Origin of the sequence: Haliscomenobacter sp. (assembly GCF_965225875.1) — a bacterium.
In the GTDB taxonomy this organism is placed as follows: Bacteria; Bacteroidota; Bacteroidia; order Chitinophagales; family Saprospiraceae; genus Haliscomenobacter.
In genome coordinates, this window is the sequence record NZ_CBDDBS010000001.1 from 21,122 (window position 1) to 37,122 (window position 16,001).

General features: G+C 46.4%; 12 protein-coding genes. 7 read left to right on the plus strand and 5 right to left on the minus strand.

Going from position 1 to position 16,001, the window contains the following annotated elements; translation table 11 throughout:
• Positions 1-6: 6 nt before the first annotated feature.
• On the minus strand, positions 7-1,626 hold the full coding sequence (gene pafA / locus ACO08K_RS00060; protein ID WP_421794334.1) for an alkaline phosphatase PafA: 1,620 nt from the start codon (positions 1,624-1,626) through the stop codon (positions 7-9).
• A 218-nt stretch (positions 1,627-1,844) separates the two neighbouring features.
• Between pafA and ACO08K_RS00065 the strand changes: the two genes are divergently transcribed.
• From ACO08K_RS00065 to ACO08K_RS00075, 3 genes are all read left to right on the plus strand, one after another.
• Complete coding sequence (locus tag ACO08K_RS00065) at positions 1,845-2,240, plus strand: BlaI/MecI/CopY family transcriptional regulator (protein WP_421794335.1); 396 nt, start codon at positions 1,845-1,847, stop codon at positions 2,238-2,240.
• Positions 2,233-4,068, plus strand: coding sequence for a M56 family metallopeptidase (locus tag ACO08K_RS00070; protein ID WP_421794336.1), 1,836 nt, complete (start codon positions 2,233-2,235; stop codon positions 4,066-4,068). Before ACO08K_RS00065 ends, ACO08K_RS00070 begins: the two co-directional genes overlap by 8 nt.
• An 89-nt stretch (positions 4,069-4,157) precedes the next feature.
• Positions 4,158-4,568: a hypothetical protein gene (locus tag ACO08K_RS00075; protein ID WP_421794337.1), complete on the plus strand. Its 411-nt coding sequence runs from the start codon at positions 4,158-4,160 to the stop codon at positions 4,566-4,568.
• Here ACO08K_RS00075 and ACO08K_RS00080 read toward each other — a convergent pair.
• A complete protein-coding gene (locus tag ACO08K_RS00080) occupies positions 4,565-5,809 on the minus strand; it encodes a T9SS type A sorting domain-containing protein (RefSeq protein WP_421794338.1) in 1,245 nt (414 codons plus the stop codon). The two genes, ACO08K_RS00075 and ACO08K_RS00080, sit on opposite strands and share 4 nt — an antisense overlap.
• Positions 5,810-5,997: 188 nt before the next feature.
• On the opposite strand from ACO08K_RS00080, the gene ACO08K_RS00085 reads away from it, so the two are divergent.
• From ACO08K_RS00085 to ACO08K_RS00100, 4 genes are all read left to right on the plus strand, one after another.
• A complete protein-coding gene (locus ACO08K_RS00085; protein WP_421794339.1) occupies positions 5,998-7,395 on the plus strand; it encodes an AAA family ATPase in 1,398 nt (465 codons plus the stop codon).
• A complete protein-coding gene (locus ACO08K_RS00090; RefSeq protein ID WP_421794340.1) occupies positions 7,376-8,248 on the plus strand; it encodes an HNH endonuclease in 873 nt (290 codons plus the stop codon). Before ACO08K_RS00085 ends, ACO08K_RS00090 begins: the two co-directional genes overlap by 20 nt.
• A 120-nt stretch (positions 8,249-8,368) precedes the next feature.
• Positions 8,369-9,211 (plus strand): M12 family metallopeptidase, encoded by an 843-nt coding sequence (locus ACO08K_RS00095; RefSeq protein ID WP_421794341.1) that lies wholly within the window; start codon positions 8,369-8,371, stop codon positions 9,209-9,211.
• A gap of 212 nt (positions 9,212-9,423) precedes the next feature.
• On the plus strand, positions 9,424-10,029 hold the full coding sequence (locus ACO08K_RS00100; RefSeq protein ID WP_421794342.1) for an outer membrane beta-barrel protein: 606 nt from the start codon (positions 9,424-9,426) through the stop codon (positions 10,027-10,029).
• A 187-nt stretch (positions 10,030-10,216) separates the two neighbouring features.
• Here ACO08K_RS00100 and ACO08K_RS00105 read toward each other — a convergent pair whose 3' ends face one another.
• The 3 genes from ACO08K_RS00105 to ACO08K_RS00115 form a co-directional block, all read right to left on the minus strand.
• Positions 10,217-10,882: a transposase gene (locus ACO08K_RS00105; RefSeq protein ID WP_421794343.1), complete on the minus strand. Its 666-nt coding sequence runs from the start codon at positions 10,880-10,882 to the stop codon at positions 10,217-10,219.
• Positions 10,883-11,091: 209 nt separating this feature from the next.
• The gene (locus ACO08K_RS00110; protein ID WP_421794344.1) at positions 11,092-12,651 is read right to left on the minus strand and encodes a RagB/SusD family nutrient uptake outer membrane protein; all 1,560 of its coding nucleotides are present in this window, start codon (positions 12,649-12,651) and stop codon (positions 11,092-11,094) included.
• Between the two features lie 185 nt (positions 12,652-12,836).
• Positions 12,837-15,812, minus strand: coding sequence for a SusC/RagA family TonB-linked outer membrane protein (locus tag ACO08K_RS00115; RefSeq protein ID WP_421794345.1), 2,976 nt, complete (start codon positions 15,810-15,812; stop codon positions 12,837-12,839).
• Positions 15,813-16,001 lie beyond the last annotated feature (189 nt).

Sequence of the window (16,001 nt, forward strand, 5' to 3'; positions counted from 1 at the left end):
CATTCATCACTTTTTAAGGACAATCCCCATCACCGGCTTCCCTGAAGCGCCATTCGGCGCATTGATGCTCAGCCAATCGGACACAGTGGGCGCAATATCATTGACAAAAGTGGGTTGATTCGTTGAGCCGGGTTCAATTTTCCATCCGTAGAAAAGCAAGGGAACGTGGGTGTCGTATTCGTAGGCTACACCGTGGGTGACACCCTTGGGATAGTCGACGTTGAGAAATCCTGGCTCCAGGCTGAACATCACATCACCCGAACGTTTGGAATAATAGTTGTTTTGTAATAAATCCCTTCTAAAACCGCTACACGTACTGATGCTGGCATTGAGTGGTACAAAAGCGCAGGCAATCTCTGGCCGGGCCAGCAGAAACTCAACCGTAGCGCGTTCTACATCTGGCTTATACAATTTATACTCCTGCATGAGTTTGTGGTCATAAAACAACTCCTGTTCATTGTAGATGGACACGAGTTTTTTGGCGCCAAACAATTTAGCAAGGTGCTGGTTCAGCGAGTCTTGAATAGCCGGCCCCATCACCGCCCAACGGTGGTAGCGCCGGGTGCTCATGTAGCCACGATTGTAGGGGGCACCGTGATCAGCACTCAAAAATACCAGGTATTGGTCTTTCCCCACCTCTTGATCCAGAAAGTTCAAAAAGCCAGCTAGCTCTAAATCGAGGCGCAAATAAATATCCTCTGCTTCTATGGAGCTGGTCCCAAAAAGGTGGCCCACATAGTCGGTAGAAGAAAAACTCACCGCCAAAAGATCGGTAATGGCATCCTTGCCCAATTGTTCGTTCAATAAGGCCGCCTTGGCCATTTCGGTCGTGAGCGTAATGCCCCCAGGTGAGTAGGGCAAGTTGCGGATTTCCTCAGGCTTGTGAGGGAAGACTGGTTTATCCTCATTGGTATATTTGCCTTCGTAGGGGCTGTCATCTGCGTCACTTTCGGTGTACTGCTCAATCGGCAAGAGCGTAGTCCAGGTTTTTTTAGCCAATTCCTTAGCCATTTTTTGCTCATTAAAATCTTCCACCCACTTGGGTAAGGCCTTGGTGTAAAAATCGCTGGTCACAAAATTCCCGGTTTTGAGGTCCAGCCAATACGTGCCATTGGAGAAATACCCAGCAGGAAAAATGGAAGAGCGATCCTTGAGCGCCACACCAACTACTTTCGCCTGATGATTGGTGGCCAGTTTGAGCTCATCGCCCAGGGTAGTTACCATTAAGTTGCGGGGTGACATTTGCAAAGCGGCGTTGCTCGGAGCACCTACCGCCGTTACCGATTTGTCTTCAGCACAATACACCATCCGTTCCTGGAATTTATCGTACCACATGTTCCCTACAATACCGTGCACAGAAGGGGTGGTTCCAGTGTAAATGGTAGCATGTCCTGGGCCAGTTTCGGTAAAGGCATAGGGGTAATGGTTGTTGCGGCAGTTAAACCCCTGATTAATCAGGCGTTTGAAGCCTCCACTGGAGTATTTGTCCCAATAGCGGTAGAGGTAATCGTAACGCATTTGGTCCACCACGATACCAACCACCAATTTGGGTCGATCAGAGGGTGTTTGCGCAACTACAAAATTGGCAAGGAAGAGTAGAGCAAAAAGAGCAAGGTAGCTTCTCATTTTGACAGATTTTTGAACAAAAAAAAGGGTTTCAGGTGTTTTCGCGGGAAAATTAGGGGATTTTTTGGGGAAAGTGCTGCTAGTCGCAATCAATTTGCTATTTATTAACCTTCACATCACTTACAAAAGGCTTGGATGAAAAACATTACGACAAATGTCGTAGAAAAATTTGCATCTCACTAAAAAGGCATTTATATTTACGACAAATGTCGTAGACCATGTCTAATGAAACCAATAACCAGCCTTCTGAAGGCGAACTGGAGATCCTGCAAATCCTCTGGAAAATTGAACCAGCTACGGTGCGGCAGGTGCATGAGTTGTTGAGTGCAAACAAAGGGGTCGGGTACACTACCACCCTGACCCAAATACAACGCATGTTGAAAAAAGGCCTCCTCAGTCGAATCGATCAGGAAGGTGGCCACTTCTACCGCTGCACCCTTCCACAACAACAAGCCCGGCAAAACCTGGTGGATAAACTGGCTCAACAACTGTTTGAAGGTTCGGGCACCCAACTGGCCATCCAGGCCCTGGGCTCCGGTAAAGTCAGCCAGACAGAACTGGCGGAATTGGAAAAACTCCTCCAAAACCTCAAAGACCAGCAATCCAATGAATGATGCGCTCATCCTTAGTTTGGGCTGGACTCTCTTACATTCCCTTTGGCAAATCGGGTTGCTCGGCCTTTGCACGCTCGGCCTGGAGCGACTCTTGCGTACCTACTCCGCACAATTGCGGCACCAGGTACTATTGTTTATGCTCGGCGGTATAGTGCTAGCCAGTGCCTACACCCTTTTCCTGGAATGGCGGTTTTTCACCCAGGTGCAGCAACTTGCCCCGAGCTTTTTAAGTGATTTTAGCTCAAATGGAACCAATCCCATTTATACTCATTCGATTGATCAGAGCCAAACCCCAGTTCCCTTTCTTCAACGTTGCAAATGGTGGATCGAAAGCCATTTGTACTGGCTCGTAGGCATTTGGGTGCTGGGGACGGCCTTTTTCAGCCTCCGTTTTGCCTGGAATTACCTGGCGTTGAGTGTGCTGCGGAGGAAGAGTAGCAGCATAGTTGATCTACAGGTTTTACAATTGATTCAACAAGTAAAATCCAGCCTGGGCTTGCGCCGAAAAATCCGGTTTTACAGTAGTTCCAGCCTGAGTTCGCCCCTCACTTTTGGGCATTTTTTCCCGGTGGTCATCCTACCTGTTGCCTTGCTGTGCCAAACGCCTCCGGCATTGTTGGAAGCTTTGATCCGCCACGAGTTGATTCACATTCGCCGGGCCGATTTTTTGGTCAATCTGTTGCTGGCGCTTTTGCAAATCCTCTTTTTTTATCACCCCTTGATTTGGGTGCTCAGCCGCCGCATCCAGGAGTTGCGCGAGGAGGCTTGTGACGAAGCTGTCCTGCTTTCTGGCTGCAACAAACTCGCGTATGCGGAGGCGCTCCTGTACTTGCAACGATTACATCACCATCAAAATATACCCTTGGTTATGCAAGCTCAAAATCATGCTTCTCATTTTGCCACGCGGGTACGCCAGATATTGGCCGGCCCTGCTGCCACCAAGCCTCAACTTTTTTCCCAAAGCTGGAGTAGTGCGGTTTTGTTGATGCCCCTCCTGCTCCTTGCCTTGGGGCTCTTTGCTCCTGCTGCCCAAGCGGAAAAGAAAATACCTGCCCCCAAAGTTAAATCCACTTTTGTATTGCCAGAAAAGCCCAAAACCGCAGCGACAAAGACGACATCCAAACCTTTGGTAAAAAATCCAGAAATAATTTCCCCAACAACAGTTGTAGATAATCCTCCTCCAAGCATAACGACCAGCACTATTGACAGCCTGCCCCAAAGCAGCAATGATGCAGTGCTTAGTGTAGCCGCCGAACGAATGAATGTGTTGTACATGGGTGTAGATAACCCGCTTAGCGTAGCCCTTTCGGGTATTCCAGCCGATCAGGTGCAAGTGAGTAGTCGGGATATTCGGCTGATGGCAACTGGAAAAGGGAAGTATATTGCCAGAGCGGTCAGGCCAGGCAAGGCTACAATTCTGGTGGAGGCACCGAATTATCGGCAGGAGGTAGAATTTCGGGTCAAGCCGATTCCTGATCCCACTGCAGTACTACAAGGATCTTATCAAAGCAATGGAGAGGTAAGCATATCCAAAATCAAGTCCCTGAAAAGTATTGACCTATTTATTCCGGTTGATTTTGAAACCGGATGTAAACTATTGGGATTCAACTTCATTTATATCAGCAATGACAGGACAAAATCGCCCGTTCAGGTGTCAAATTTTGGTCATGAACTAGTCCAGGCTGCTCAAGATATCCTGGCAAATGCTGAAGTAGGCGATATGATAATATTTGACAATCCCAGGGCTAAGTGCCCAGGAGATGAAGCAAGTCGAAAAATAAACGCCATGTCTTTCAAAATCGTCGCCGATACAGAGAAAAAGGAATAACTGCTAAGCAGATGGTTACAGCAGCTCGAACAAACCTCAGCTGCTGTAACCAAGTTCCACTTTCCGCATTATACTGGAAAACTACAACAATGCTCAACCCACTCCAGCTACTCCGTCATTCCATGCTTTGCCTGGGCTTCCTTTTTCTCTTTTTTCCAACAGCGAATTACAACAGGCTCCTGTTGCCCGTCGCTACGGTCGAAGCAGACATCACTTTTTCCGCCCTACAAAAGTTAAAGGTATTGGACCAGTCCGCACCCGGTTTCAAATACCAAACAGGCTGCCAGGTGCGGGGGTTTAATTTGTTTTTGTTGAACAAAAAATTGGGTACTCTGGCCACCTGCAATCCTGGTGCACCAATAAACGCGAGTACTCAACAATTGATCAGCAAGGCCCAAATAGGTGACCGCCTGATTTTTGACAACATCCGCCTGGATTGTGAAGGGGGTGCTCAGGGAGTCAAATGGGGATCATTGGGCTTGACGGTGGTAGCGGATTAGCCTTTCAAAACCTTCAGCACCCGTCGCTCCTGTTCCCAACGGCATTCCAGCAAGTAAATCCCCGCGGGCAGGTTCGGTAAATCACTGATTTCGTTTTCTGTGCTCAAATCTCCCCGTTTTTGCCACACACTGATGCCTTGCAGGTTGCGGAGGGTTAGGGTAACTTCCGAAAGTGGTTGTGCCACGCGTAAGTGTAAGGATTCAACAATTGGATTGGGGTAAACCTGAATTTGAGGCAAGTCATTCGTGATGGAAAAGGTTGGCGTGGTGGTTGATTTCAAAAACCAGGCCTGCGTCGTTGGGTCTTTTTGAAAATAGTCAAACATCAATTGCCCAATTTTATCTTCCCCCAGGCTGGTCAGGTGCAGGCCGTCTTCGCCCACATCGGTCTGGCAATCCAGTTTAAACCCATCGCTGCGCGGCAAACTGGCATTGCTCCAATGGTAAGAACCCCAGGTGACGTAGGGAATATTGGCTGCAGTCCCGGTGGTAATGTATCCCGGCTTTTGTTGATCGGCATTCTCAATCAGCCATTTGATCGCCCAACCGGAGTAATAATCCCTTGGAAAAAGTAGCCCCTTCCCTACCCCGCCCGGCACTGGCGTGGCATAGCCTGAAAAAGCCCGAGCTGAAAAATACACCACTTTCAGGTTGGGATATTTGTCGTGCAGGACTTCCAAGAGCAGGCGATAATCTTCCATCAGTTGCAGGGGTGCGCGAGGGAAGAGGGTGTCGCCAGTTTGGGTGTTGTCGGTTTCCACCCAGGCGAGTTGCACCTGCTTGTCGCTCAGGCCACTGCTTTTTAGGGTATTGGTAGCGCTTTGCCAATAATTGTCGGTGGCATCGTTCATTTTTTGCACCCCTTGGCCACCGATACAAGTGTTGACGAGTACCAAATTGGGATTGATGCCAGAAAAAGCCATTGCTTTTTGTTTGAAGCGTTCAAATTCGGTGCGGGGATTGGAAGCACCTACTCCTATCATCACAATTTTTCCTTTGGCATCACTTTGCCCCTGGACATTCAGGGGTTTTACCTGGGCAATTTGCTGCTGGATCGTGCGGAGCTGGGCAGCAGGGCGTTCGTTGCGGCCATTGGCATACAGGCCGCCGAGGTAACCTCGGTAATTTTGGCCTTGTAAGTCGATGAGGGGGGTGTGGCTGGAAGGCTGGATTGAGCAGTCTTTTTGAGCCTGAATACTGAGGGAGAATACGGCGATCAAGAGTGTAAGGATTTGGCGCATAGGTTTTTGTTTTGAGGGTTAATGGTATGGGGATAAGCCAGTTTTTGGGGTTTTGTACTCATGGGGCTTACTTTTCTACCGGGATGCACCGCATGACTTACTGACTAAGGCTGCAACAATTGTAAAAAGTATGTATTTTTGAAGGTGTCTTCGGCGCTTCGCAGATAGCTTTTCCCAAAGCGACAACAATGGCAACGCGGATGATGCGGATGAAACGGATTAACGCGGATTCAAATAGCGACAGAATGTACGTGCAAAAAGTAAGTCTGGAAAATATACGCTCAATCAAAAAACTGGAGATGGAGTTTCCTAATCCGGCGGGTTGGCATGTGATTATTGGGGACAATGGGAGTGGGAAATCGACAATTCTAAAAGCAATATGTTATGCATTATTGGGTGTCCAAGATGGCCCTAAATTAAGAGTAGCCACCGATAGTTGGCTTAACTCCGAGGCGGACTTCGGAGTAGTTTCGATTTCTTTCATAAGAAATTTCGAATTGGATGGTGAAATACAAGAGGAAGAAGACCAGTTTCTAGATCTAGATCAACTAATCAGTAGAATAACATTTTTAAAAGCAACCAATCTTAAATATAATTCTCCAACTTCAACAGAAGATATTCCAGATGGCACGATTGCCCTTTTTCACGTGGGTAATGGTAAAGAGCCAATCTACAAAAGATGGGGTCAAAATGGTTGGTTTTCGGCAGCATATGGCCCTTTTAGACGTTTTTCAGGGGGCAGCCCTGACAACGATAGGATTTTCAAGTCTTTTCCAAGGCTAGGTGCACATTTAAGTCTATTTGGGGAAGATGTTGCATTAACTGAAGCTATCGAATGGGTAAAGGAGCTTGACTATAAACGCCTAAAAGAGCTTGAAAAACCTGGAAATGGCAAAGACAATACCATTATCTATAATAACTTAATCAGATTTATCAACGAAAGTAAGTTACTCCCGCATGATTCTATAATTGAAGGTATTGACAAAGATGGAATTATCTTCAAAGATGGTAATGGCACCCAAATTCAAATCCTCGAACTCAGCGACGGCTACCGTTCCATTCTCAGCCTCACCTTCGAGCTCATCCGCCAACTCGTCCGCGTTTACGGTGCCCAAGCCGTTTTTGCCGACATTGAAAAGGGCAAGATGGAAATCAATCTCCCTGGTGTAGTGCTCATCGACGAAATTGATGCCCACCTGCACCCTTCCTGGCAGGTAGATATAGGTTTTTGGTTCACCAAGTATTTTCCTCAATTGCAATTCATTGTGACGACCCATAGTCCACTCGTTTGCCGGGCAGCTGAAAAAGGGAGCATTTGGCGTTTGGCAAAACCGGGTACCGATAGTGAGGCGCAAGAAATCACCGGAATTGAAAAAGACCGTCTGGTATATGGCAATATTCTGGATGCATATGGTACTGAATTGTTTGGAAAAAACACGGTGCGTTCGACCCAATCCAATAAAAAATTGGAACGACTGGGGCGTTTGAACATGCTCTACGCCTTGGGGAAAATCAAACCAACTGAAGAAAAAGAACGACTCAAACTCCAAAAAATACTGAGTACGGATGATCCAACTGGTTTCTAGAACGCTGTCGGCTGATACCGATCAGCATTTAAACCAACTTCAAATAAAGGTAGATTCTGAGCCCGTTTTCCATGCAAAAGTGGGCAAAGCTGAAACCTTATGGAACGGTAAGAAAAAATCAAAAAAAGGAAAAATAGCTTTTGATGAAATAGTATCCACCCTCAAACAAATGTGCGTGTCTGTTGAAGTTTGCAACTATTGCGAGCAAAACGAAGCCAATGACATTGAACACATTTACCCTAAAAGTCTTTTCCCGGAACTGGCCTTCATTTGGAGAAATTACCTATTGGCATGTAAGCAATGCAATACCGCTTATAAACTGGATGCTTTTGCAGTGTTTGATACCGATGGAAATTTGATTGACATTCCAAGAGGGACTAAACCATTGCACGTACATGGTGCTTTTATCAACCCAAGAGTTGAAAACCCTAGCGATTTTTTCGTGCTCACTTTTCCTTCATTTAAATTTGAAATCCTGGCCAATCCGGGCACCATAGATTATTTCAAAGCAGCAAAAACACTTGAAATTTTACAACTCAACGACCGCGACACTTTGCTACAAGCTCGAAAGGCTGCTGCAAAATATTTTTACCAAAGGCTACATTTACTCCATCAAGCCTTAAATGCTAAAAGCAAACAAACGTTTTTTGGATTATTAAGCCCTTATGATAAATGCCTGGATCAAAAGGAGAGCCTCCCTGTTTTACAACAAATTTTAACGAAAGAAATTCAAGAAGATATTCAAACACACCAACACCCCTCGGTTTGGTACGCCATCAAATTAATTGCCAGTAAAACCGACCCCAAGTGGCAGAATTTATTTCAAGCCCTCCCTGAAGCACTGCATTGGTAAGTCCCCCTCATTTCTGAGGATATTTCCCTCCTCCCGTTTTGCGGTGATGTTTGGCGCCCTGGATTGATCGAACTTTGATGCATCAATCAAATGAATCGTTCATCCAACCAGAACAACACCATGAAAAATCGAATCGCTGCTTTTGCTCCCTGGATATTTGCTTTGGCCATCTGTTTTATCGGCACCGCTTGTGAGTTGATGTCAGATCCTGGCAAGAATATTGATGTCTTGTTGGAAGAAACCAACAACCTCAATAGCAATGACCCAAACGCCATTTACACTTGTGTAGAAAAAGACCTAAAGGTTGAAACCAACCAGGGAGTAGCAGCGCTGCGCACTAAACTGTGGACCGTTGGGCAAGTCATTCGCGTAAAATTCATGGATAGTTTGAGCAACACCTTGCGCTTGCGCATCGAAAAAGCAGCGCGAGAATGGGAATTGTATGCCAATGTGCGCCTGCAATTTGTACGCAGGGGAAAGGCGGAAATTCGCATTGGCTTAAATCCTAGGGAAGGCTCCTGGTCGTACATGGGGCGGGATGCCTTGTACCTGGATTCTTTGTCCAAAACGATGAATTTTGGCTGGTTCACCGACCGGACGCCTGATTATGAAATCCGGCGCACTACGCTCCATGAGTTTGGGCATGCCCTGGGTTTGATCCATGAGCACCAAAATCCCTTACAAAACATTCAGTGGGATGTCGAAAAGGTCTATACCTATTATGCGCAAACCCAGGGTTGGAGTCGGCAGGATGTGGATCAAAACCTCTTTCGCAAATACAGCAGCAGCCAGACTCAGTTCTGTCGCTACGATCCATTGTCCATCATGCATTATTCTGTGCCCAAACAATTGACGCTGGATGGATTTGAAGTGCGCTGGAATTTTCAGCTTTCGGTAGAAGACAAAAGTTTCATCGGGCGAATGTATCCTTTTAAAGGACCGCGGCTGACAACTTGTCCCTGATGAAAAATGACGAATAATTCAAGTGACGAATGACGAATAGAAGTAACGCACCAACAATTCGTCATTCGTCATTCGGGAAATTCGTCACTTGTTAAGGTTTTCTGAAGGAAACATTAAAGTTATGTTTAAGTGGCATTCTGGAATGCTAAAATAAAATCCCTCAAACGTTCTAGGGGCATATTCAATTTCAAAACCAAAAAACAACGATAACAATGAGAACTTTGCAAGCAATAGTAGCTGTCCTGACGCTGGTGACTTTTTCAACCTTTAACGCCCAAGCCCAAAAAAACAACACCGTAATCAACCCAAAAGTGGGTGTAAATCTTTCCGCAGTTGATGGCAATCTGGGCGACTTGCAGGCAGCTGCTAAAGTAGGCTGGAATGCTGGTGTAGATTTTCGGGTTGGTGGCAAAAAATTATTCCTCAGTCCTGGTTTACATTTCAACAACTATACGGCTCGTTTGGTCAACGACATCGATACCGATACCCAGGTTAACTTTAAGGATGAAACGACCATTCAGGCGTTGAAAGCGCCTGTAAACATCGGCTTCGACATCACTGGCAGAAAACAATTGCTCAACCTTTACCTGAAGGGGGGGGTGACTCCAACAATGATCCTGGCGGTGAATGAAAAAGCAGGAATCCCCTTCAGCAAGGATGACCTCAAAACTTTCTCCTGGGGTGCCAACGTCGGTTTGGGTATGGACATCACCATCCTGACTGTGGACCTGAACTACGAAATTGGGATGTCTGACTATTTTGCGAATACTACAGGCCGGAACAATGTGCTGACTTTGAGCGCGGGAATCCGGTTTTAGTTGAGGAGTTGAGATGTTGAGGAGTTTAGAAGTTTAGGCTACCGCGAGCGACTTACAAAAGGATTTTGTCAAAATCGCTCGCGGTAGCCTAAACTCCTCAACTTCCCTACGATATATTTATCATGGCAATAATCAGTGTGCGAAAATGGGACCACCTGGCGGAGTGCGCCAGGTGGCTTTTTTATTTTTAGTAAAATCGGTCTTCGTGCCAGTTTTTGGGGTTGTTGATGATGTAACGGGCGATGTGGTTGTAGGCAGTTTCGTGGCGGATGATGTGTTCCCAGTAGTTGCGTTGCCAGAGTTTTCGATTGAATCGTTCCCATCCAAATTGTTTGACCCCACGAATGTATTCATTGGTGGTCATCGTTTTGAACCAATCCATTGCGTCTCCAATTGTGGCATTGAATTTTTGGTTTTGTATGCCGTATTGGGGGTGGGGATGTTCGTTGGTGTGGGGATACCCGTGTACGTTTGGGGCGGGGCACCCAATTTCCGGGGCGGGGCACCCACCGTCCGGCCCGGGGCACCCACGTAGGGGCGCCCCTACGTGGGTGCCCCGGGCCTGGGATTGTGCAAAATCAAAATTTTCGATGATACAGTGAAAATGATTCGGCATCACGACCATTTCATGGCATTTTTTATCGGGATATTTAAATGCCAATTCGGAATACCATTTTTCAATCATTACCCCAGCATCATTCAGGAACATTTGCCCTTCCCGAATTTCCCCAAATAGATGTTTTTTGTCTTGTACACAAATGGTAATAAAATACGCACCGGGATGGGCGTAATCATACCCCTTCAGGCGAATCGATCGACGATGGTGTTTTTTTGGATTGAATTGATGTGCCATACCGCGAATAGTGAATGGTGAAAAAATCGCGGTCGTGTAAAAATAATTGGTAAGGCATCCCGTAGCGGCGACCCTCTGTGGTCGCCCAAAATTATGGCGACCCTCTGTGGTCGCCCAAAATCAAAACCAAAAATAACAAAAAAATAGGATGCAGGCACATAGCACCTGCATCCATTTTTTAAAGCCGAAGGCTTTATATCAAAACCCGATTAATAGCAAGGGTTCTGCTTCAAATTTTTGTTGGCGTCTATCTGCTGACGTGGGATAGGCCACAACTGCTTACAAGGTTGAGACGCTGGTTTCCACTGGCGTGCAGCATCGTACTTGTTGAAACGGATCAAGTCCGAACGACGCCATGCTTCGAAGAACATTTCGCGACCACGCTCAGCCAAAAGGTTATCGGCAGTCAATGAAGCGAAAGCTGGTTGTCCTGCACGAGCACGAATCTGGTTAACCAACGCCAAAGCAGTTGCATCACCAGCGCTTTTGCGCCACAGTGCTTCAGCCTTCACGAGAAGGATATCTGCGTAGCGGAAAATCTGGAAGTCAGTGCTCAGGTTTGGAGTAGCACCCTGTGGGAACTCAAACTTACCTACCCGTACACCTGCTTGACGCTGGCAGTTGGGGAAGTGAGCGTTGATCTCAGGCGTAAAGATTACGTTTGGTCCGTCTGCGTCATCAGCAGAACCATCAGTAGCAGGAGTTACACCATCCGCTTTGAACTGCTGGCCAGCCAGGAAGTTACCACGGATTTTTTGGTTACCAGATACCCCTTTACGTTTGTCGCTGTTGTCGTAAGAGTTGTAGAACTCCGCCAATGAGCAGTAACCATTCCATGGCTGTTCGCGCAGGCTGAAAGTTTCCTGGCTTACATAGTGCAAGGTCATCTGTGGCAGGTTGAAACCCTGTGCGTTTACCTGATCGTAAGGAATCACAAAGATACTTTCTTTAGAACCAGCGTTGTTGCTGTTGAAGTTGCTGAAATAATCAGCTTCCAGAGAGTAAGCTCCAGAGTTGATGATTTCGTCAGCAGCAGCTGCAGCTTTGTCCCATTCGGCAGTACCCTTGTACTTCTCTGCATTGAGGTACAACTTAGCTTGGATCGCTTTACCAACATAGTAGTTGATCCGCCCATAAGTAGAAGCATTCACTGCTTTGCTCAAGCTAGGTACACTTTCGTTCAATTCTTTTTCGATGAACGCATACACCTGTGCACGGGTAGCATTGGTAGGTGCAAAACCTGGCTCAACGTCAAATCTGTCTACGATTGGAACGTTACCATAACTGTCAACCAACCACAGGTACCACAAGGCACGCAAGGTTCTCAACTCAGAAATAAATGGAGTTGCCAATGCAGGATCAACTGCACCTTTGTTGATCAGATCCTGGAATTGGAAGATCAAACGGTTACAAGTATTCACCCCACCGAACAAGAAGTTCCAAGCATTTCTGATTGGCTCATCCTGAGGGTTGAACTCTGCACGGTGTGCATTCAACCAAATACCGCCGTCAAACCAGTCACCACCACGCTGAGGAATCATGATTTCATCGGAAGATACTTCCTGCAAAGACATGTAACTACCGTGGTTTTGGAACCCGTAAAGGTTGGTATAAGCTGCGCCCAATGCTGCAATAAATTCTTCGTCATTTTTGAAGAATTCATCCGCTTTCACCTGATCATACAACTTCTCTTCAAGATCAGAGCAGGATTGGTTGAACGCGATCACGAAAAGGCCCGCTAATAAAGCCTTAAACCAATATTTTTTCATGATTGCAATTGATTTTAATTGGATTAAGTACACAAAGTTTCATACCCAAACTGAAATCATTTCAACTCAAAATAGTTCTCAAAATGATTAGTTTTTTACTGGAATGACAACTAATGTACAACTGATAAAAAAGTGTTTATTTAAAGCGCGATGCACCGTTGGCATCACGCTTTAAAAGAGCTAGATTAGAAACCTACTTTAACACCAAACGTAACTGTTCTCACCATGTAGTAAGTATTACGACGGTCGATACCAGGAGACAGGATGGCGTTAGCACCACCTTGCTCGCTGTCGGCCAAACGCATTTCTGGATCAGAGCCGCTATATTTGGTCAGCACGAACAAGTTTTGACCAGTCACATAAGCATTAAGCTTAGTGATGCTGCTGCCAGGCTTCAGGTTGAAATTGTAACCCAAAGAAGCGTTGTCCAACTTCAAGAAAGAAGCTTTTTCAACCTGGTAGCTAGAGAACTTGGCACCATCTGTCAACTTAGTATTGTAATAATCATCCGTCTTAACACGGTTCCAGGTCAAGGTGTTCAAGGTTTCGTAGAAAATCCGGTAAGAGTTGATCATGTCGTGGCCAAATACTCCGCGGAAGAACACACTCAGGTCAAATCTGCCCATGGTGAAGTTGTTGCTAAAGCCCAATTCCATGTTTGGCAAACCGTTGCCGATTTTGGTTTCGTCATCACGAGTGATGGTGCCATCACCGTTCAAATCCTTGAATTTCCAGGTGCCGTTGTCATTAACACCATCGTAAATTGGTCCCCAGAAGTCGCCAATGTTGCCACCTTCAGCAGCGCGAATCATTGGTGTACCATTCAAACCAGGAGAACCTACGTTGGCCAGGAACAATTCTTTACCAAAGGAGAAATCACCTTTAGACAAAGAAACCAACTTATTTGACAAGTAGAAAGTTGGAGTCAAACCCAAGTTGTAAGTGAAGTTTTGCTTCTTGATCGCGTTGTAGTTCAGCGCCAATTCCAAACCGGTGTTCTGCATTTCACCCAAGTTTACCCAGGTAGTTGGGAAAAGGTTTGGTGGAACAGGAACAGCAACTTCAGCCAAAAGATCACTAGTCGTACGGTTGAAGAAGTCGAGCGAACCGTTCAGACGGTAGTTCATGAAAGAGAAGTCCAAACCGACGTTCAACTCAGCCTGGCGCTCCCACTGCAAATCAGGGTTAGCATTGGATACCGGGCCATAGCTGGGTACAAATGCACCGTTGTAGAAGAAGCGACCCTGTGGGCCGAAACGCTGCAAGGACAAGAAGCTGGAACCAGGCAGGTTACCGGCAACCCCGTAGCTCACGCGCAGTTTCAAGGCATCAGCAAAATCCAGACCCATTGCCTTCACAAGATCAGCACTCAAACCAAAAGCAGGGAAAACCGCATATTTGTTTCCTTCTCCAAAACGAGAGCTACCTTCGCGACGAACGCTCACCATAAAGTTGTAAGCGTCGTTGAAGCTAAGGTTCAAACGAGCGAATGTTGCTACGTTTTGGTAACCGCTACGGTAAGAACCAGCGGAACTTTCACCGGTAGAATAAGACAAAGCATTCCCAAGGTTATTGTAAGTAAATACGTCCGTCAAGAAGTTGAACGCACTAGACCCAGTGCCTTGAAAATCGTTACTTGTGTAATCATAACCAGCCAAAATACGGAGATCAAGTTTACCAAATTCTTTAGCAAAAGTAGCCGTAAATGTAGCCTGCTGAGTAGTTTGTTGACCATAGTTACGAGACGCAACCCCCTTGCGGTCAGCGCCCTGACCAAACAAAGACTGACGGCTGATGTATTGGCCATTAAACTGATTATCGCGTTGACGAGAATAGAAACCAGAAATGGTCAAATTTTTAGCCAGATCAAAATCAACTTGCAAATTGCCCAAGAAGTTGTTCAGTTCTCCTTCATTGGTATTTTGCTCAAGGATCGCTACTGGGTTGAAGTAGTCAAACAACAATTCCTGGTAGTAACCACCATAACGTGCGTTGGCAGCAGCATCCGATTTGATCGGTGCAGTTGGGTTGAACAACAAAGCATAACGTGCGGCGTCATTAAAGCCATAGTTTGCCTTGGTGTTGGTAATCGACAAATTCGCGGTCATGCGCAGGCGATCATCCAATGCTTTTTGGGTAAACGTGAAGCGACCGTTTAATGATTCACGACCAGTTGTGCGTAGTACGCCTTCGTTGTCGCGATAGTTGAAAGATACCCGGTAGTTGCCATCCCGTGTACCACCACCCATCGACAAGTTGTGGGTTTGGCCAATAGCATTTTGAGAAATCGCATCCACCCAATCAGTGCTGGCACCACGGTCTGCGTACGTACTTTTTACACTGGCAGGAATGTTCAAAGAAGGAATTTCGCGCCATTCATCAGCAGTCATTACTGGCAATGAGCGCATTCTGCTTCCTGAGCTAAAAAAGCCGTTGTAATCTACCGTGAATTTACCAGTCTGGCCTTTTTTGGTCGTTACCAAAAGAACACCGGCTGCACCACGTGCACCATAGATCGCTGCCGCAGAGGCATCTTTCAGTACAGTGATGTTTTCGATGTCGTTGGGGTCAACGTTGTCCAAAGATCCACCGATGATCCCATCGATTACGATGAGTGGTGAGCTGTTGGCACCAAGGGTAGACAAACCGCGCAAACGAATGGTAAAACCTTCGTTGGGGTTTCCACCCGGACGTGCAATCGACAGACCAGCAACCTTACCTTGCAGCAATTGAGCCGCACTGGTTACGTTACCGCCATTAAAGTCTTTAGCCTTAACGGTTACAACCGCATTCGTCACTTCACGAGCTTTCGCTGTACCGTAACCTGTTACCACCACTTCGTCCAGCAATTGGCCAGCAGCAAGGGTAATGTCCAAGGTACTAGCACTACCAATGGTTACTCTTTGAGTAGTATAACCTGTGTAAGAGATTTCCAGTTCGGTTGCACCTGCTGGAACCTCCAAGGTATAAGACCCATCGAAATCGGTAACTGTACCTGTGCTGGTACCTACTACGAGGATGTTGGCACCAATGAGCGCTTCGCCGTTGCTTTTGTCCGTAATTTTACCGGAAAGCGTACGCTGGGCGAAAGCGAAGTTGCACAAAAGAAATGCAACTGCCGCGAGAAGCCACCTCGAGCAATAGCCGACTCTAAGTTTCATACATTATTAGTGTTTTGTTAAAAAAATTGTGCTTACATCAAAAATTGCCTCCCTTTCAGAAGACATGTGTATAGGAAACCCACTTCACAGTAGGGATTCTTTCACTGCAAATGATTCATAAACAATTATCTCTTTTCGTATTTTAACTGCGCTTATTTGCTGGGATAGGTTTTTTCCCGAACTTGGTGT